This window comes from Sinorhizobium sojae CCBAU 05684, from assembly GCF_002288525.1.
Lineage (GTDB): Bacteria > Pseudomonadota > Alphaproteobacteria > Rhizobiales > Rhizobiaceae > Sinorhizobium > Sinorhizobium sojae.
The window spans coordinates 2,838,759-2,857,291 of the sequence record NZ_CP023067.1; the positions used below are offsets into that span (position 1 = coordinate 2,838,759).

Below are 18,533 nucleotides of genomic sequence, written 5' to 3' on the forward strand. Positions count from 1 at the left end.
CGTCCTTTTAAAACGATTGAATCCTGCCCTTCCGAATACTCCCCTCGCCTGTCATTGTCGAGCCCGAATGCTGCGTCGCACCCACAGCCCCAATGAAGCGGACGATAAAATATTATCCGCGACAAAGAGATGGGCTTGAGCCGAACCAATTAAACGCTAGTCTCTGCCGGCAGGGGACCTCTCGATACGGCAGGATGCCATGGCGAAGGAGATCGAACGAAAATTCCTGGTCGGGTCCGACGGCTGGAAAAACCACGCCGACAAAGGCATCAGGCTCCGGCAGGCCTATATCGTGACCATGGAGGACCGTTCGGTGCGGGTCCGCATTCACGGCAATAAATGGGCGCGCCTGACTATAAAGATCGGCAAATCCTCGCTCGTTCGCAATGAATACGAATATGATCTGCCGATGGACGACGCCCGCGAGCTGTTGACCCAGGCAGTCGGCATCGTCATCGAGAAGCGGCGCTTTCGCGTGCCGCACAAGGGTTTCACCTGGGAGGTCGACGTTTACGAGGGCGCGCTCGAAGGACTCGTCGTCGCCGAGGTGGAAATGAAGCGGGAATCGGATCTGCCTGCGTTGCCGGCTTGGCTGGGGCGGGAAATAACCGGCGACCGCCGCTACTCCAACCAGGCGCTTGCCACCGAAGGGGTTCTGGTGGCGCAGCCATGACCTATGCCTTTGGCCCTACCCGGCCCTTCACCGAGGACTTTCGGGCGCTCGCTGCCGAGCAGATCGAGTGCGCAATGACGGTGCTGAAGGACCAGCCTGCGGGCGTGCATGTGGCGATCCACGACGCCCGCAAGAATTTCAAGCGCCTACGTGCGCTTTACCGGCTCGTGGCTTGCGATGCCGCGGTATTCCAGAAACAGGAAAACGCCCGACTTCGGGACATGGCGCGGAATCTGTCGATTGTACGCGAAGCGGCCGCGCTTGTCGAAAACGCCAGTTACCTGCGCGCTCATGCGGCAAGCGAGGAACAGCAGGTCGCTTTGGACAAGGTCTGCTCGATCCTCGCGGCCCGCCGCGACCGGATCGCCGAAAGACAAACCGATCTCGAGGGGAAAATCTGTGTGACCATCGCCGGCTGCGAACGGGCGCTTTCGGCGCTTTCACGGGTCTCCTTCCACGATGGCAGGCGAAAATCGGCCGCCCGATTGGAAAGGGGTTGGCGGCTGGCGCTGGAACGCGCTGCGCGCGCAAGGGTCGCCTGCAAAACGGGCACCGACGCAGTCCTCTTTCACGAGTTGCGCAAGCGTGCCCAGGACTACCGAATGCATTTGGCTCTCCTCAGGGAAGTATGGCCATCAGCCATGCAGGCAAAGCGGTCAGACGCCAGGGAACTGGTCGACCTGCTCGGCCACCTGAACGACCTCTCCACCCTGACGTCGCTAATAGACGAAGAGCCGGAGGTCGCCCGCGACAGCCAGAACCAGGCGCACCTGCTTTCCGCCGTCATCGCCCGCCAGGAAGAACTTCGGCACGAGGCTCTGCAGCGGGCGAAGGCCGTTTTTCTCGACGCGCCGGAGCGGGAGAGCCGGACGGTCGAATTGCTCTGGCTCGAGGCGGCGCGATAGCCACATTTTGCCCTCTCAACCCGCCTGCCGGCCACCTTCGCCCCGCTTGCCGGGGAGCGCCGATGGCAAGTGCCATTCGCCGCAATTGCACCAAACGCCCGAAAGCTGTATTTGCCTGCCCATGACCGACACCTTCACGACACCGCGCCCGGAGACGCACGGCCAGTACCTGGTTGCCGCGCTCTATCACTTTGTTTCGTTCCCGCGCTTTGCCGAATTCCGCGAGCCGCTGCAGATCGTCTGCGACGAAAACCGCGTCAAGGGCACGCTGCTCATCGCCCGTGAAGGCATCAACGGCACGATCGCGGGCACCGACGAAGGGATCGCGGCAGTGCTCGCCTATCTGCGCGCGCAGCCCGAATTCGACCGCCTTGAGCACAAGGAGAGCCGTGCCTCGTCCATGCCCTTCCTGCGCATGAAGGTGCGACTGAAGAAGGAGATCGTCACCATGGGGGTTGACAACATCGACCCCAACCGTGTGGTAGGCACCTATGTGGAGCCGAGGGACTGGAACGCGCTGATCTCCGATCCCGACACGCTCGTCATCGATACGCGCAATGACTACGAGACCGCGATCGGCCTCTTCCGCGGTGCCGTGGATCCGAAGACGAAGACGTTCCGGGAGTTTCCCGACTGGGTCCGCAACCATAGCGGCCTGCACAACAAGCCGAAGATCGCCATGTACTGCACCGGCGGTATCCGATGCGAGAAGGCGACCGCTTTCATGAAGGAACAGGGCTTCGACGAGGTCTACCATCTCAAGGGCGGCATCCTCAAATATCTGGAGGAGATCTCTTCGGAGGAGAGTCTTTGGGAGGGCGCCTGCTTCGTCTTCGACGAGCGCGTTTCGGTCACCCACGGCCTTCAAGAAGGCGAGCACACGCTCTGCCATGCCTGCCGCCAGCCCTTGACGCCGGAAGACCTGCTCTCGCCCCTCCACGAGGAGGGCGTCTCCTGCGTGCACTGTCACGAAGAACGCAGTGAAGAGGATCGCGAGCGCTACCGAGAGCGGCAGCGGCAGATCGCCCTGGCGAAGAAGCGCGGGGATCGGCATCTGGGGAGTTAGGCGGTCTCAGCACGCCGCTGCCGCGCCGTCTCGCTCCGAGATACCAGCATTGACGTGATCACGCAGCCTTTCGGTTTCCCCTCGGGAACTGTTCCGCCAGTTCCTTGTACCAATGGCCGCTTTTCTTGATGGTGCGAACCTGCGTCTCGTAGTCGACATGGACGATGCCGAAGCGCATGCGGTAGCCTTCGGCCCATTCGAAATTGTCCATGAGGCTCCAGGCGAAGTAGCCGCGCATCGGGTAACCCTTGGCGATCAGATCGGCCGTCACAGAGAGATGGTCGGCGATGTAGTCGAGCCGCGGCTGGTCGTCGACAGCGCCCTTCTCGACACCCATGTTGTAGCAGGCGCCGTTTTCGGTGATGTAGCAGTCCGGCAGTGCGTAGCGGGCGTTCAGCGTTTCGACCAAGGCGCCGAGCGCCGGCGCACAGACCTCCCAGCCGATATCGGTCTTTACGTCGCTGGCCGGCTTGGCATTGGCCGTAGCCGGATATTCGGCGCTCGGGGCCTGATCGTGCGAGACGCGCATCGGCGTGTAATAGTTGAGCCCCCACCAGTCGAGCGGCTGCGCGATCGTCGCCATGTCGCCGTCCTCGATCGGCGGCATGCGGGAACCGAGCGCGGCGAGGAAGCCTTCGGGATATTCGCCCTTGAAGACCGGATCGAAGAAAACGCCGTTGTGGAAATCGAAAGCGCGATCGGCCGCGGCCTTGTCCTCGGCGCTGTCGCTGTCGGGATAGACCGAATGGGCGTTGATAACGATGCCGACCGGGAGGTCCGGCCGCTCGGAGCGGATCGCGCCGACGCCGAGACCGTGGGCGAGGTTGGTAAAATGAAGTGCGGCAAGCGCCGCATCCATGTTGTGCTCGCCTGGCGCATGGATGCCGTAGAGATGCCCGAGCCAGACGGAGCACCAGGGCTCGTTGAAGGTCGCCACCGCATCGAGGCGGTCGCCGAGGCGGGCGATTACCGTCTTCGCATAGCGCTGATAGGCATAGGCGGTGGTCCGCGCCGTCCAGCCGCCGTCACCCATCAGGGCCAGTGGCAGATCCCAGTGGTAGAGCGTGGCAAACGCCTTGATGCCGCGAGCCTTGAGGCCGTCGACGAGCCGATCATAGAAGTCGAGCCCCTTCTCGTTGACCGGTCCCGTGCCTTCCGGAATGATGCGTGGCCAGGCGATCGAAAAGCGATAGGCCTCGACGCCGAGGCTCTTAATCAGATCGAGGTCCTGCTCCAGTCTGTTGTAGTGGTCGCAGGCGACGTCGCCATTATGGCGCCCGAAAACGCGGCCGGGCATGTTGGAGAAGGCATCCCAGATCGACGGCTTGCGTCCGTCCGTTTTGCTAGCGCCCTCGATCTGGAAGGAGGCCGTGGCAACGCCGAAGACAAAGTCGTCCGGAAAGCGTTCTGCGAGTTTCTTGGCGTCGATCATGCTCATCATCCTTGCTCCCAGCGACGTCTGACCGGCAAGTCGTGGCCGCCGCTGCGCCTCCTCTATTCGGACCGCCGCCTAAAGCGATCGTGACAAATGTCAACCCGCGACCGCAGAGTTGTCCCGCCCATCGCCCAGGCCTCCAACCTTTATCCAGGCACCGTTGCGCTTCGAGGAGCGAACGCAGGCGTCGACAAAGATCATGCCCTTCATACCGTCGTCAATTGTCGGATAAGTGACGGCCGGGTCCACCGTCTCGCCGTTGCGCCTGGCATGGATCGCCCGCGCCGCTTCCGTATAGATATTGGCAAAGGCTTCGAGATAGCCTTCCGGATGGCCCGAAGGAATGCGTGATACACGGGCAGCGGCCGGAGACGCGCCGGCACCGGCGCGGGTCAGCAGGCGCTTCGGCTCGCCGAAGGGCGTATACCAGAGATAATTGGGATCCTTCTGCGTCCATTCGAGACCGCCCTTGCTGCCATAGACGCGCAGCATCAGTCCGTTTTCGTTACCGGGCGCCACCTGGCTGCACCAGAGCATGCCTTTGGCGCGCGCACCGTCCTTCTCCTTGAAACGCAGCATCACGTGGGCGTTGTCGTCGAGCTGACGGCCGGGAACGAAACTGTCGAGGTCGGCCGCAAGCTCCTCCAATTCCAGTCCGGATACGAAGCAGCCGAGATTATAGGCATGCGTGCCGATATCGCCGGTCGAACCGCCGGCGCCAGAGCGCGCCGGATCGGTCCGCCACGCGGCCTGTTTCTGGCCGGACTGCTCGATGCTCTCGGTCAGCCAGTCCTGCGGATATTCCATCTGAACGAGGCGGACGGCGCCGATCTCCCCGTTCGCGATCATCTCGCGCGCCTGCCGCACCATCGGATAGCCGGTGTAATTATGCGTCAGCACGAAGAGCGCATCGCTCTCATCCGCCGCCCGCTTGAGCTTCTTCGCGTCAGCAAGTGTCGAGGTCAGCGGCTTGTCGCAGATCACATGGATGCCACGCTTCAGGAACTCCTTGGCGGCGGCATAATGCACGTGATTGGGCGTGACGATCGCCACCGCCTCGATGCCGCTCTTCAGCTTCGCCTCGCGGATCGCCATTTCCCTGAAATCGGAATAGATGCGTGAAGGGTCGAGGCCGAGTTCGCGGCCCGAGGCCCGGGCCCTGTCCGGCGTCGACGACAGAGCGCCGGCGACCAACTGGAAGTGATCGTCGAGCCTCGCGGCGATGCGATGCACCGCGCCGATGAAGGCGCCGGAGCCGCCGCCGACCATGCCAAGGCGGATGGGCTCTTGACGCGTTTCCTTACTGCTTCCCTCAATTGCCATCCTGCGTCCTCTCCTGAGATGTTTGCAATGGGACAGCCCCTCATCCGCCTGCCGGCGCCTTCTCCCCGCCCGCGGGGAGAGGGCTGGAGTGAGGGGCAAATCTTGAAAGCTAAAGCCCCAGCATGCGCCGGTTCGCCACCTCGTCCGTGCCGCTGTCGGCAAAATCGTCGAAGGCCTTTTCAGTGACACGGATGATGTGCGCCTTGACGAACTCGGCACCTTCGCGCGCGCCGTCTTCCGGATGCTTCAAGGCGCATTCCCACTCGACCACGGCCCAGCCGGCAAAGTTGTTCGCCGCCATTTTCGAGAAGATAGCGCCGAAGTCCACCTGACCGTCGCCAAGCGACCGGAAACGTCCGGCGCGATCGACCCAACCTTGATAGCCGCCATAGACGCCCTGCCGCCCGGTCGGGTTGAACTCCGCGTCCTTGACGTGAAACATCCGGATGCGGTCCTTGTAGATGTCGATATTGTCGAGGTAGTCGAGACACTGCAGCACGTAGTGCGAGGGATCGTAGAGCATGCAGGCGCGGGCGTGGTTGCCGGTTCGCTCCAGGAACATTTCGTAGGTGATGCCATCGTGCAAGTCCTCGCCCGGATGTATCTCGTAGCAGATATCGACGCCGCAATCCTCCGCATAGTCGAGGATCGGTTTCCAGCGGCGGGCAAGCTCGTCGAAGGCGGTTTCCACGAGGCCCGCGGGGCGTTGCGGCCAGGGATAGACAAAGGGCCAGGCAAGCGCACCGGAAAAGCTTGCCATGGCGTTGAGGCCGAGATTTCTGGACGCGGTCAGGGCCAGTTTCACCTGTTCGACAGCCCATTGCTGTCGCGCCTTCGGATTGCCGCGCACCTCAGGCGCCGCGAAGCCATCGAAAGACTCGTCATAGGCCGGATGCACCGCCACCAGTTGCCCTTGCAGATGCGTCGAAAGCTCGGTGATCTCGACGCCGTTGTCACGTGCCTTGCCGGCAATCTCGTCGCAATAGGCCTTCGATTCTGCGGCCTTTCTCAGGTCGAAGAGGCGGGCGTCCCAACTCGGCACCTGCACCCCCTTATAACCGCAATCGGCCGCCCATTTCGTGATCACATCCCAGGAGTTGAACGGCGCCGCATCGCCGGCGAATTGCGCGAGAAAAAGCCCTGGTCCCTTGATGGTCCGCATGCAAATCTCCTCCCTGTTCGATCGGTCGTCTGAGATACCGGCCTGCCGGCCGAGTGATGGCCTTTGCACCTCTGCCCCGCGATTTTCGCGCCGACTGAGCACCTGCAACGTTGCAGGAGCCAGAAGCTAGCAGATTCTCCGCAACGAGCAATGGGCCTCTGCCGCACGCTTGAAAGAACCTGCCGCCTCGCCAGGAGCGCGAATTGCGCCCCTGGCGAGGCACCCCATGGTCGTCAGACGTAACGGTTGACGATGTTTTCCAGGTATTCCTGCTTGCCGGATCTCGGCTGCGGGTTGAGGCCCGCCTTGCGGACCCATGCCTCGATCTCTTCGAGCGAGAAGCCGCCTTCGAGCATCTTCTTCGCTTCGGGTACGTTCCAGCCGGCGTAACGAGCATCGAGCGGGCCCGAGATCGCCTTGTCCTCGATCATTTTCGCCGCCGCCTTGAGGCCGCGCGCACAGCAATCCATGCCGCCGATATGGCCGATCAGCAGGTCCTCCGGATCGATCGACTGGCGGCGCAGCTTCGCGTCGAAATTGGTGCCGCCGGTCTTGAAGCCGCCGCCGGAAAGGATCTGGTAGTAGGCAAGCGCCATTTCCGGAACATTGTTTGGGAACTGGTCCGTATCCCAGCCGGACTGGTAGTCGTTGCGGTTCATGTCGATCGAGCCGAAGATGCCGAGGGCATTGGCAAGTGCCAGCTCGTGCTCGAAGGAGTGGCCGGCGAGGATCGCATGGCCCTGCTCGATATTCACCTTCACCTCGTTCTCGAGGCCGTATTTCTTGAGGAACCCGTAGACGGTCGCGACGTCGAAATCGTATTGGTGCTTCGTCGGCTCCTGCGGCTTCGGCTCGATGAGGATCGTGCCCTCGAAGCCGATCTTATGCTTGTATTCGACGACGAGGTTCAAGAACCGGCCGAGTTGGTCGAGCTCGCGCTTCATGTCGGTGTTGAGCAGCGTCTCATAGCCCTCGCGCCCGCCCCAGAGCACGTAGTTCTCGCCGCCAAGCCTCTGAGTCGCGTCGATGCACGTCTTCACGGTCGCTGCCGCGAAGGCAAAGACGTCCGGGTCGGGATTGGTCGCAGCACCGCCCATATAGCGACGGTTCGAGAAGAGGTTCGCCGTGCCCCAGAGCAACTTGACCCCGGTGTCGGCCTGCTTCTGGGCGAAATAGTCGACGATCTCGTGGAGATTACTGGTATTCTCGGCGAAATTCCGGCCCTCCGGGCGCACATCCGCGTCGTGGAAGCAGTAGTAGGGCGCGCCGAGCAATTGGAAGAACTCGAAGGCGACGTCTGCCTTGAGCTTGGCCGCTTCCATCGTGTCCTTGAACCACGGACGCTCGAAGGTCTGCCCGCCGAAGGGATCGCCGCCCGGCCAGACGAATGTGTGCCAATAGGCGACCGCGAAGCGCAGATGCTCCTCCATCCGCTTTCCAAGCACGATCTCGTCCGGATCATAATGGCGGAAGGCAAGCGGGTTGTTGCTTTCCGGCCCTTCATATTTGATCTTGGCGACATCGCCGAAAAAACCCGTGCTCACGGTCGTCTCCTCTCATGGACTTTAGCAATGCCGGCGCCGCTTGAGGGGGGGCACGGGCATTGGGTGAAAAGTAATCGATTTCATTTCGGCACGGGACTCAGCCGGCGCCGGCTGAAATCATGTGCATTGCCTACGGCATTGCTCCCTTGATCGCGGGGTAGAGCCGCCGATAACGCTGATAGGCATCTTCGTAGGCGGCTACGAGAGATGCATCCGGCGCAATCGTTTCCGCCGTCTCGGGCGCCGTGCAGACGGCAAACGGATCAGCGTCGGTCGCGGCGATGAGCCCGAGCCGCGCCGCGCCGAAGGCCGCACCAAAATCGCCGTCCGCCGGCAGGTCGACCGGCAGGTCGAGCGCCGTCGCGACCGATTGCAGCCAGTAGCGGGAGCGGGAGCCGCCGCCGATCGCGGTGACGCGGGCGAGCGTCGTGCCGGCCGCCCGCAAGGCTTCCAGACTGTCGCGGATCGCGAAGGAAACGCCTTCGAGCACCGCCTGCGTCAGCACCGCTCGCGAGCTCTCGTGCCCGAGACCGGCAAAGGCGCCGCGGATCGCCGCGTCGTTGTGCGGCGTGCGCTCACCGGAGAGATAGGGAAGGAACGTGACCGAACCTGGCGCCTTGAGCTTACCGCCAAGCTCACCGGTGAGATCGGCGGCACTCCTGCCGGTAACGCCCGAATGCCAGTTCAGCGCGTCGGTCGCCGATAGGATGACGCCCATCTGGTGCCAGGTATTGGGCAGCGCATGACAGAAGGCATGAACCGCGCTCTCCGGATTGGGGAGGTAGCGCGAGTTGGCCGCAAAGAGCACGCCGGAGGTCCCGAGCGAGACGAAGGCATTCCCCTCGCTTACGGTGCCCATGCCGCAAGCCGACGCCGCGTTGTCGCCGGCGCCGCCGGCCACGACGACGTTCTCTCCCATGCCCCAGCGGCTCGCAAGGTCCGACCTCAATGTGCCTGCTCCTTCGGTCCCCTCGACGAGGCTCGGCATCTGCCGCTCCTCCAGATGAGTGGCTGCAAGCAGGCTCTCAGACCACCCGCGCTTGCCCGTGTCGAGCCAGGACGTACCCGCGGAATCCGACATTTCCGACATGTGCTCGCCGGTCAGCCATAGGCGGAGATAGTCCTTCGGCAGCAGGACCCAGCGCACCTGCGCGAATATCTCCGGCTCGTTTTCACGCACCCAGGCGAGCTTCGGCGCGGTGAAGCCGGGAAAGACAATATTGCCGGTGAGCGCCCGGAATTGCGGATCGCGGTCGAGCGCGGCCGCCTCGCGGTGGCTGCGGGTATCGTTCCAGAGTATGCATGGCCGAAGCACGGCGTCATGCCTGTCGAGAAGCGTTGCGCCGTGCATCTGGCCGGAGAGGCCGATCCCGCGGACGGCGGCAAGCGCCCGCGGATGGGCCGCCTTGAGGCCGCCGATCGCCTCGTCGGCCGCACGAATCCAGTCGGCGGGGTCCTGCTCCGACCAGCCGGGATGCGGGCGTGACACGTCGAGACCGGCCGAGGCGGAACCGATGATGCGCTGGTCATCGTCGATCAGCATCGCCTTGACGCCGGAGGTGCCGAGATCCAGTCCGAGATACATGGGCATTCTCCTAAACCTGCCCGCTCGGCAGATTGTCCTTCAGGAATATGTCGATGCGGATGCGCTCCTGCGCCGCAATCACCGCCAAACCATCCGCCTTGGCCTTGAGGACACGGATCGCGCTTCTGACCTCGTGGCCAGCATCCTGGTTGAGGAGCGCGTCGATCGTTCCGGACAGGAGCGCCGCGCGGCTATAGGCGGTCAGTTCGTGCGCGACCACGCAGATCGTCCCCGCCTTGCCCGCCTTCTCGAGCGCCGCGACGAGACCGCGATTGCCGGCGCCGATACTATAGATGCCGGCAAGATCCGGATGTGCGTCGATCAGCGCCGCAACCAGTTTCTCAGCAAGCGCCGCGTCGTCCTGGCCCTCGACCACCGGCAGCAGCGCGCGGGTGCCGAAACAGTCGCGCATCACGGCTTGGAAACCTTCGAGGCGATCCCTGTGGTCGCGTACGAGCATGGAGCCCGCCAGCACGGCCACCGGTCCCTCGCGGTTGCCGAGAAAACGCCCCATCAGACTGCCGGCCGTGCGCCCGGCGGCGACATTGTCGACCCCGGCGAAGTGGTCGCGCGCCGAACCGGGCAGGTCCGACACGAGGGTCACGACGGCAATACCGTCGTCGCGAAGACGCTTTACCGCGGCGGTCACTTCAGGCGCTTCGATAGCGACCACGGCAACACCTGCCGGCTGCCGACGATGCGCCTCGGCGAGCGCCTCCGCCAATGCCTGCGCATTGAAGGCAGGTACCGTCAGAATTGTGATCTCCGTGCGCTCCGCCGCCGAGCGGACGGTCGCCGCCCTCACTTCGGCCTCAAGGCCGCGCATGAAGGAATTGTCGCCCGCTGGCATGATGAAAATCAGCGGATAGGTGCGCCCCTTGGCAAGGTTCGCCGCCGCAACGTCACGCACATAGCCGAGCGTCTCGATCGCCTGCTCGACCTTGTCGCGCGTCACGGCCCTGACGCCCGGACGGTTGTTGAGCACCCGGTCGACGGTCGCCAGGCTGACCCCCGCTTCAGCGGCGATATCGTGAACGGTTGGACGCATCCTCTCCTCCTCGGGAACCCTTAGAGGAATTTTTGATGTACGTAAATCAAAAATACGCCAACGGCGATAAACGAGGCGAAATAGCAACGTCTCAGTCGCTGTGTTTGCTCAGGGAACCACAGGGCGGCGAGGCGAGGTGAAGGTTGCCCCACTCTAACCCTTCTCCAGACAAGCGGCGAGTCCCTTTTCCAGCATGCATCAGCATGGGAGAGAAAGTGGCCGACAGGCCGGATGAAGGGCAAAAGGTATGAGTTGAAGGGGGCGGAGCTGTCAGACCAAGGTTGCGCTGTCATGGTGCGCGAAGCGCATGGTCCAGGAAATACCATTGATCGAGGTTCTCCCTAATCACCCTTTCGACCACGTCGTTCAGCAGAAGGAGGTCCTCGCCCCGCCGTGCGCCAGGACTGTCTTCAGGCGGGAGCCGAATTGGGTCGAGCGAGCGCCATACGAAATTGAAGCCCTCGCCGCGCAAGCAATACCACGGACATATTGTGGCGCCCGTCACACGTGCCAAGCGGATGGCAACGCCGATATTCCCTTCGAGATGGGGTTTCCGTCCGAAGAAGGGTCCCCGGATTTTGCCGCCGAAACCCTCGTCGCAGAAGATGCTGACGACGCCACCATCCTTCAGGATCTTGATCGCGGGCTTAACGCCCGCCGCGCCGGGGGGCAGAAATCTTAGGCCAGCCTTGCGGCGAACGCGTTCGGCGATCCAGGCTTTTGCACGCCCTCTTGGAGGGACATAAAACGCGTGAACATTGATGCCGTGCAATACGGTCGGGGTGATTTCCCAGTTACCGAGGTGCATCCCGACCAGGATGACCGGCCCACGGTCAACGGCTTCGGCAATGATATCGAGTCCGTGGACTTCCACGCGCTCGGGATGGCGTTGGAGGCGATTGACAACAGAAAATTCTGTCATCAGCCGTCCCTGCGCACGGCAATTCCTGCGAAAAAGCTCGTCACGGTCGCGATCACCCATGTCCGGGCATAGTTGCCGGATCGTGTCACGGGCACGATTCGAAGCGATCCTGTGAAAACGCGGCATCGCGAAGCTGCCGAGGCTCGCTCCGAAATTCGAGCAGGCATCCATCGGGAGAAGCTTGAGTCCGAAATGTACGAGCAGGTGGGTAACATTCCAAAAATTGTTCGTTACCACATGGCGCCAGAAATCGCGCGATCGCCGTCTCCCTGCCAGGACATCGGTAATCGTGGGGGCGCTTTGCTGGTAAAATATCCAGGCGCTCCGTTTCTTCATACGCGGCTTCGTCTGCCACTCAGCGGTCGGCACGCGGCGTTCCACTTCGTTTCTCGAGTGTGACCGGCAGGCCCCCTTTGGGCCGCAGCGTCAGACGGCAGACTGGTTCTAGTTTGTGGGTACTCGCGACGACGACGCGGAATTGCTGGGCAATGATTGCCAGGCAGAGGACCGCTTCCGTAAGGCCGAAATGCAAGCCTGGGCACACGCGTGGTCCGCTTGCGAACGGTATGTAGCTATAGGGAGTCGGGCGGCGCCCGCCCATGAAACGCTCCGGTCGAAAATAATGCGGCTGCTCAAACAGGCTCCCCGTGCGGTGCAGCAGCCAGGGTACGATCAGCACGAGGGAACCGCGCTGGGCGGCGATGTTGCCGATCATCTCGGCTTCACGGGTCTGCCGTGCCAGAATTGGGACAGGAGGATAGAGGCGAAGCGTTTCCTCGATCACTGCCTTGCACAGTTCGAGCTGCGGTACGTCGTCTATCGTCGGAATCCGGTTGCCGCAAACACGCCCGATCTCGGCATGCACGGCCTCTTCCACCCATTGTGCCCTGGACAACAGATACCAGGCCCAGGTCAAAGTCGAAGCTGTCGTTTCATGGCCCGCCATGAAAATAGTTGCGGCCTCGTTTCGCAGAGCGACAAGATCGAGTTTCAGTTCCGGACTCTTCATCTGGCGGCGCACGAGAAGCTCGACCATCGAATTGTGGTCGCCGCGACCGGACAGGTGATCCTCCACAACCTTGTCGATGATCCGGTGAATGCGGCTAACGGAGCGACGCAGTGTCGGCGTGCGAAAGATCGGCAAGCCGTCGTCAAATCCGAGGAAGTAACCGATATTGATGGAGTCGACCAGGGCCTGGTAACTGGTGAAGCCTTCTGTGACAGCCGCGGCGCTGTCGTCGCCGAGGTCGTTTCCAAAGACGCTTCGAGCGATGATCTCCGCAGTCAAGCCGGCCATCTCGTGAAGCGCGTTGACGGGTGTACCCTCGGGTATTCGCTTCCAGCGCTCGACGAGTTCGATCGACGTGCGCTCCATAATCGGACCGAAGGAAGGCACCCTTTTTGCGTGCACTATGTCGGTCACAAGGGGGCGGCGAGATAAAAAGCCCATCTCCAAGGAGGAATTCAAGCGCGCGACGCATCTGTGGGGTCTTGCGCTGGAAGTTTTCGTGGCGCTTGACGACGACGTGCCGGATGAGTTCGGGCGAGTTGACGATGACGATCTGTCGACCGAGCACCCGTATCTCGGAAACTTTCTCTTTGTAGTCGCTTGCGCGCCAGATCGACAGAAAATCTTTTCTTGCTTGCACAAGCAGTTGAATCGGCTTCCCAGGCGGCCCGGTATAGTAGTCTGCTCTTGAGGGGGAGAACGATTTTCCTGACAGTTCCTCGGTAAATCCTATTGGCCTATTGAGCCATTGCAGCATCTTGCGTTCCATTTCGGAGGAATCAGCAGGGGTGGAGAATATTGAGTTTTGGTTAGTATTAAACAGGCTCAAAATCCAGACCCGGTCGCGCTCGCATTTAATGCAGCAAACAACAAATCCGCTTCTGTGTCGCGCTGCGCCAATTGAATGCACCGATCTGGGCCGGACGCCCCGCGGGGGGCGGCATCGCTTTCGTCTCTCCCAAGAGCAGTTTGCAGTCAGGGGGGATCTTCTAGTGGCCACCGTCTCCAGGCCCGGCGCCCTGCGGCTTGCTGATCATCAGGACGCCGGCGATCATCGCCAGGAACAGCACTGTCAGGAGCAGGAAGATATCGCCGAAGGACAGGATCGTCGCCTGCTGCTGCACCGTCGTGGCCAGTTGCTTGAGCGCAACGGTCGCGCCGTCGAGGCCGTAGGCGTCGAAATTCGACGTCATGTTCTCCAAGCGCTCCACCGCCGCGGGATTACCCCATTGCACGTGCTCGGCAAGCCGGGAATAGTGGAATTGCTGCCGCTGCGTGAGAATCGTATTGATGACGGCAAGGCCGACCGCGCCGCCGAGATTTCGCGTCAGGTTGAACAGACCAGAGGCATTGCGGACGCGCTCGGGAGGCAGCGTGCCGAGGGCGATGTTGTTGATCGGCACCATGCAGAGCATCAGCGAGCTGCCGCGCAGGATCTGCGGGACGAGCAGTTCCCAGAAGTCCCAATCGCCGGTCAGATGGCTCATCATCCAGGTACCCGCCGCAAATCCGGCAAAGCCGATACTCATCATCAATCTGGGATCGACCCGGCCCGCCAGGAAGCCTGCGACCGGTGCGGTGAGAAACATGGCGAGACCCGAGACGAACATGGTCTCGCCGATCATCAGCGAATCATAGCCGCGGATGCGCCCCAGATAGAGCGGATAGAGATAGGTGAGCCCGTAAAGGCCGATGCCCATGACGAAAGAGAAGAGCGAACCCAATGTGAAGTTGCGGTTAACGAAGGCCCTGAGATCGACCACTGGAAACTCCACCGCGAAAGCCCGGTAGAAGAACACGAGGGCGCCGAGCACGGTTGCGAACGCGCCCATGACGATGTGGTCGTCATTGAACCAGTCATTGGCGTTGCCTTCCTCGAGCACAAATTCGAGCGACCCCAGAAAGATCGCCATCGATAATAGGCCCCACCAGTCGAACTTCTTCATCAGCCCTAATTCCGGCTTGTCGAAGTCGATGTAGGTCCAGGTCAGCGATGCGACGATGATGCCCGGAATGACATTGACGAGGAACAGCCAGTGCCAGGAAAAGGCGTGGCTCAGATATCCGCCGACCGTCGGGCCGATGGTGGGCGCCAACGTCGCGATCAGCCCGATGATCGGCGAGACGATATTGCGCTTCGACGGCGGGAAAATGGTGAAGGCGGCGGCGAAGACCGAGGGGATCATGCCTCCGCCGATAAAGCCCTGGATCGCACGATAGACGATCATCTGCTCGATATTGGTGGCGGTCGCGGCGAGCGCGCTCGCCGCCGTGAAACCGGCGGCGGCGACGGAAAAGAGCACGCGCGTCGAGACGATGCGGGCGAGCGTGCCCGACAGCGGGATCATGATGACCTCGGCGATCAGATAGGAGGTCTGCACCCAGCCGATCTCGTCCGAACCGGCGGAGAGCCCCGCCTGGATTTCGGCGAGCGAGGCAGAAACGATCTGGATATCGAGGATCGCCATGAACATGCCGGCCACCATCGCTAAAAAGGCGATCAGCCGTTTCGGATCCATGCGTTCTTCCGCGCCGGCAGCATCTGCCGCCAAAACGCCCGCTGTTGCCGTTGCCGCCATTTCGGGCACTCCTCGCTTGTCGCCTACTTCGCCTCGGCGACCGTCGCGTCTTTCGGGGCCGTTCGGGTATCGACGTCCACCACGACGCTCAGTCCCGCACGCAAATTGCCTATGGCGAGCGCATCGGCCGGCAGCGTGATGCGGACCGGGACGCGCTGGGTGATCTTGGTGAAATTACCGGTGGCGTTTTCCGCCGGCAGCAGCGAGAAGACCGCGCCGGAGGCCGGCGAAATCGACGCGACCGTGCCTTCGATGGAGTGCTCATCATAGGCGTCGACATGGATCTGGACCTTGGAACCCGGCGTCAGATTCGCGATCTGCGTCTCCTTGAAATTGGCGTCGACGTGGAGCGCGTTTACCGGCACGAGCGCGGCGAGACGTTGTCCTGCGGCAACGAGGTCGCCGACCTGGACCGCGACATTGCCGATGATGCCGTCATAGGGCGCCTTCAGCACGGTGAAGCCGAGGTCGCGTTTCGCTTTGTCCCGGGCCAGTTCCAGCGAGCGAATGGCGCTTTCCGCTTCCTGGCGCTGGGCCTCGAGAACGGTGATATTGGCTTTGGCCGCAGCGATGTTGGCGTCCGCGCCGACGAGGTTTGCGCGTGCCTGGTCCAGCGCAACCTGTGCGCTGTCGCGCGCGGCGTCCGTTCCGAAGTCCTTGGACTGCAGCTCGCTGGCGCGCTTCTGCGCCAGTTCGGCGCCCCTGAGCGCCGCTTCGAGGGATTCCTTCTGCGCTTGCGCCTGGTTGAGGCTCGCCTTTGCGCCGGCGATCTGCGCGTCGAAGCGGCTGAGCGCCAGCTTCTGCGTCGAGATTTGCGCCTCGGCCTGCTCGGCCGCGATGCGATAGTCGCCATCGTCGAGCGTGACGAGCGGGTCTCCAGCCTTCACATGCTGGTTGGCGACGACATCGACTCCGGCGACATAGCCCGACACCTTTGGCGAGATGGTGGCTATGTCCGCCTCGATATAGGCGTCGTCGGTCGAGATCATGAAGCGGCCATGCGTCCACCAATCATAGCCGTACCAGCCACCCGCCGCGAGCAACGCCAAGCCCAGGACCGGAAGGATCGGGTTTCGACGCTTTTTCTCGGGCGCCGCCGTTTCGGTGGATGGGCGTTCCGTCGCCGACGGAGCCTCGCCTCGCTGAGCCTCGGCTTTGTTGGCAGAATCCGTGAGTTCAAAATGATCGTCGACGGGACGGACGCGGGCAGCGCTTGAGGTGCTGTTGCTGGACATGGGGATACCGGCTTGAATGACTGATTTAAATTGACTGAACCGTTCGGTTCGATGTCGCTTGACATAATGCCTTCATGACCGCATATCAAGCGCAAATCGAACCAATCAGTTCGAAGCAAGGCGAGGTGACAAGACGAGGGAAAATGGGGCGCAGGCTTTCCCGGCGTCTCCCGAGAGCTACGCGAAGGAGTGGAGGAGCCCGGCACCCATGATGTCGTCGAAAAGCGAACGGCAGGAGAGACACCTGCAGGAGCAGGAACAGCAGCGCGCAGGCGGCGGCCGGCGTCCCGCCGGCGCGGATCCGGTGAAGCGCGAACAGATTCTCGAGGGTGCCAAACGCGTATTCATGCGCAGCAATTTCGATGCCGCCAGCATGAACGACATTACCCGCGAGGCCGGCGTCTCAAAAGGCACCCTCTACGTCTATTTCGAGAACAAGGAAGACCTGTTCGAGGCGCTGATCGCGCGCGAGCGCAGCCGCATCGTCAGCAGCATCAAGCAATTGCTGAACGACCATGACCCTATTGAGGTGGCGCTTCACGATTTCGGCGTGACCCTCGTGACCAGCATCACCTCCGACTACACGATCCGGGCGATGCGCACCGTACTCGGTGTCATCGACCGCATGCCGCGGCTGGCACAACGCTTCTTCACTGCCACGCCGGAAAACGGCTACACGGTGCTGAAGGCCTATCTCGACCGGCAGGTGGCCACGGGCACACTGTCGATCGACGATACGGAACTGGCGGCCAAACAGTTCATCGAGCTTTCGATGGCCGGGCTTTTCAAGGGGCGGCTCTTCGGCATGTGCGATGCGGTGTCGGCCGAGCAGCTCGAAAAGAACGTCTCGTCGGCCATCCGCGTATTTCTGGCCGCCTATGGCCGGGAAGCGCCCTGATGACGCATGTTACTAAGCCGGGCCCCGCATCGGGCATACATTCCCTATGGTTTCCACCACGGCCCGGCACGGAAGAGCACTCGGCAGACACCGCCGCTAAATGCGCGGCGGCGCTTGCGACTTTCAGAAGTATGGCTAAATACTGCGGCGATCTCGCATATCGAGAAAGGAAAGATCGCCGATGCAGGAAATTCTCACGCTTGTCCAAAGCCCCGAGGCTTGGGTCGCCCTAGTTACGCTCGTCGTCATGGAAGTCGTGCTCGGCATCGACAACCTGATCTTCATCTCGATTCTCACCAACAAGCTGCCGGGCACCCACCGCGTGAAGGCCCGCCGCATCGGCATCGGGCTGGCGCTGATCATGCGCCTGGCGCTGCTCGGCACCATAGCCTGGATCGTGCAACTGACCCGGCCGGTCTTCGAGGCCTTCGGGCACGGCTTCTCCTGGAAGGACATGATCCTGATCGCCGGCGGCCTGTTCCTCGTCTGGAAGGCGACGAAAGAAATTCACCACAGCGTTGATCCGAAAGATCATGCGGAGGATTTCATTGCCACCTCGGCTATCAACAGCTTCACCGCGGCGATCGGGCAGATCCTGCTGCTCGACCTCGTCTTCTCCGTCGACAGCATCATCACCGCCGTCGGAATGACGCCGCACCTGCCGATCATGGTCGCCGCGGTCGTCATCGCCGTCACGGTGATGCTGCTTGCGGCAACGCCGCTTGCCAACTTCATCGAGCGGAACCCGACCATCGTGATGCTGGCGCTCGCCTTCCTCCTGATGATCGGCACCACGCTGATCGCCGAAGGCATGGGCTTCCACGTCCCGAAGGGCTACATCTATGCGGCGATGGCATTCTCGGCGCTGGTCGAAGGGCTGAACATAATGGCCCGCAACGCCCGACTGCGGAAGCAGCGGGCCGAAAATGTACACTAATTGCCTTGATGAGGCCCGCTACTCGCGGGCCTCCATGGTGATCATGCGCCGCGTTCCGCCATGCTGCAGCACGACCGTCCCTGCAGAAGCGACTGCCTGCCGGTTTCCGTTGACAGAAGGGGCTTTCTATGGTCTCACCCCTGCCGACTGGAATTGCCCGCCGATACCGCTGGTGCGGCGCCCTTGCGGGCGTTTCCTTCCCATAAAATTGC

15 protein-coding genes are annotated in these 18,533 nt (G+C 62.2%); 5 read left to right on the forward strand and 10 right to left on the reverse strand.

The window, feature by feature from the left end:
• Window positions 1-199 precede the first annotated feature (199 nt).
• The 3 genes from SJ05684_RS13885 (at window position 200) to trhO (ending at window position 2,644) form a co-directional block, all read left to right on the forward strand.
• A complete protein-coding gene (locus tag SJ05684_RS13885; RefSeq protein ID WP_034855772.1) occupies window positions 200-673 on the forward strand; it encodes a CYTH domain-containing protein in 474 nt (157 codons plus the stop codon).
• A complete protein-coding gene (locus tag SJ05684_RS13890) occupies window positions 670-1,578 on the forward strand; it encodes a CHAD domain-containing protein (protein ID WP_034855773.1) in 909 nt (302 codons plus the stop codon). Before SJ05684_RS13885 ends, SJ05684_RS13890 begins: the two co-directional genes overlap by 4 nt.
• A gap of 121 nt (window positions 1,579-1,699) precedes the next feature.
• Window positions 1,700-2,644 (forward strand): oxygen-dependent tRNA uridine(34) hydroxylase TrhO, encoded by a 945-nt coding sequence (gene trhO, locus SJ05684_RS13895; protein ID WP_034855775.1) that lies wholly within the window; start codon window positions 1,700-1,702, stop codon window positions 2,642-2,644.
• A 58-nt stretch (window positions 2,645-2,702) separates the two neighbouring features.
• Here trhO and SJ05684_RS13900 read toward each other — a convergent pair whose 3' ends face one another.
• The 10 genes from SJ05684_RS13900 to SJ05684_RS13945 form a co-directional block, all read right to left on the reverse strand.
• Window positions 2,703-4,076: a GH1 family beta-glucosidase gene (locus SJ05684_RS13900; RefSeq protein ID WP_034855792.1), complete on the reverse strand. Its 1,374-nt coding sequence runs from the start codon at window positions 4,074-4,076 to the stop codon at window positions 2,703-2,705.
• A gap of 99 nt (window positions 4,077-4,175) precedes the next feature.
• Entirely contained in the window at window positions 4,176-5,402 is a 1,227-nt protein-coding gene (locus SJ05684_RS13905) for a Gfo/Idh/MocA family protein (protein ID WP_050980056.1), read from the reverse strand.
• A gap of 109 nt (window positions 5,403-5,511) precedes the next feature.
• Window positions 5,512-6,564 (reverse strand): sugar phosphate isomerase/epimerase family protein, encoded by a 1,053-nt coding sequence (locus SJ05684_RS13910; RefSeq protein ID WP_034855778.1) that lies wholly within the window; start codon window positions 6,562-6,564, stop codon window positions 5,512-5,514.
• 233 nt (window positions 6,565-6,797) lie between these two features.
• Window positions 6,798-8,108 carry a xylose isomerase gene (gene xylA, locus SJ05684_RS13915; RefSeq protein WP_034855779.1) on the reverse strand — a complete coding sequence of 437 codons (1,311 nt, stop codon included), beginning with the start codon at window positions 8,106-8,108 and terminating at the stop codon, window positions 6,798-6,800.
• Between the two features lie 130 nt (window positions 8,109-8,238).
• The gene (gene xylB, locus SJ05684_RS13920; protein WP_095694274.1) at window positions 8,239-9,693 is read right to left on the reverse strand and encodes a xylulokinase; all 1,455 of its coding nucleotides are present in this window, start codon (window positions 9,691-9,693) and stop codon (window positions 8,239-8,241) included.
• Between the two features lie 10 nt (window positions 9,694-9,703).
• A complete protein-coding gene (locus tag SJ05684_RS13925; protein ID WP_034855803.1) occupies window positions 9,704-10,741 on the reverse strand; it encodes a LacI family DNA-binding transcriptional regulator in 1,038 nt (345 codons plus the stop codon).
• 289 nt (window positions 10,742-11,030) lie between these two features.
• Window positions 11,031-11,999 carry a lysophospholipid acyltransferase family protein gene (locus SJ05684_RS13930; RefSeq protein ID WP_157211983.1) on the reverse strand — a complete coding sequence of 323 codons (969 nt, stop codon included), beginning with the start codon at window positions 11,997-11,999 and terminating at the stop codon, window positions 11,031-11,033.
• 19 nt (window positions 12,000-12,018) lie between these two features.
• Entirely contained in the window at window positions 12,019-13,059 is a 1,041-nt protein-coding gene (locus SJ05684_RS13935) for a cytochrome P450 (RefSeq protein WP_244938003.1), read from the reverse strand.
• 602 nt (window positions 13,060-13,661) lie between these two features.
• A complete protein-coding gene (locus tag SJ05684_RS13940; protein WP_034855805.1) occupies window positions 13,662-15,251 on the reverse strand; it encodes a DHA2 family efflux MFS transporter permease subunit in 1,590 nt (529 codons plus the stop codon).
• A gap of 23 nt (window positions 15,252-15,274) precedes the next feature.
• A complete protein-coding gene (locus SJ05684_RS13945; protein ID WP_034855807.1) occupies window positions 15,275-16,486 on the reverse strand; it encodes an HlyD family secretion protein in 1,212 nt (403 codons plus the stop codon).
• Window positions 16,487-16,694: 208 nt separating this feature from the next.
• Here SJ05684_RS13945 and SJ05684_RS13950 point away from each other — a divergent pair, with 208 nt between their 5' ends.
• A complete protein-coding gene (locus tag SJ05684_RS13950) occupies window positions 16,695-17,384 on the forward strand; it encodes a TetR/AcrR family transcriptional regulator (protein WP_034855810.1) in 690 nt (229 codons plus the stop codon).
• 181 nt (window positions 17,385-17,565) lie between these two features.
• Complete coding sequence (locus tag SJ05684_RS13955; protein ID WP_034855812.1) at window positions 17,566-18,321, forward strand: TerC family protein; 756 nt, start codon at window positions 17,566-17,568, stop codon at window positions 18,319-18,321.
• The last annotated feature ends 212 nt before the right edge of the window (window positions 18,322-18,533 follow it).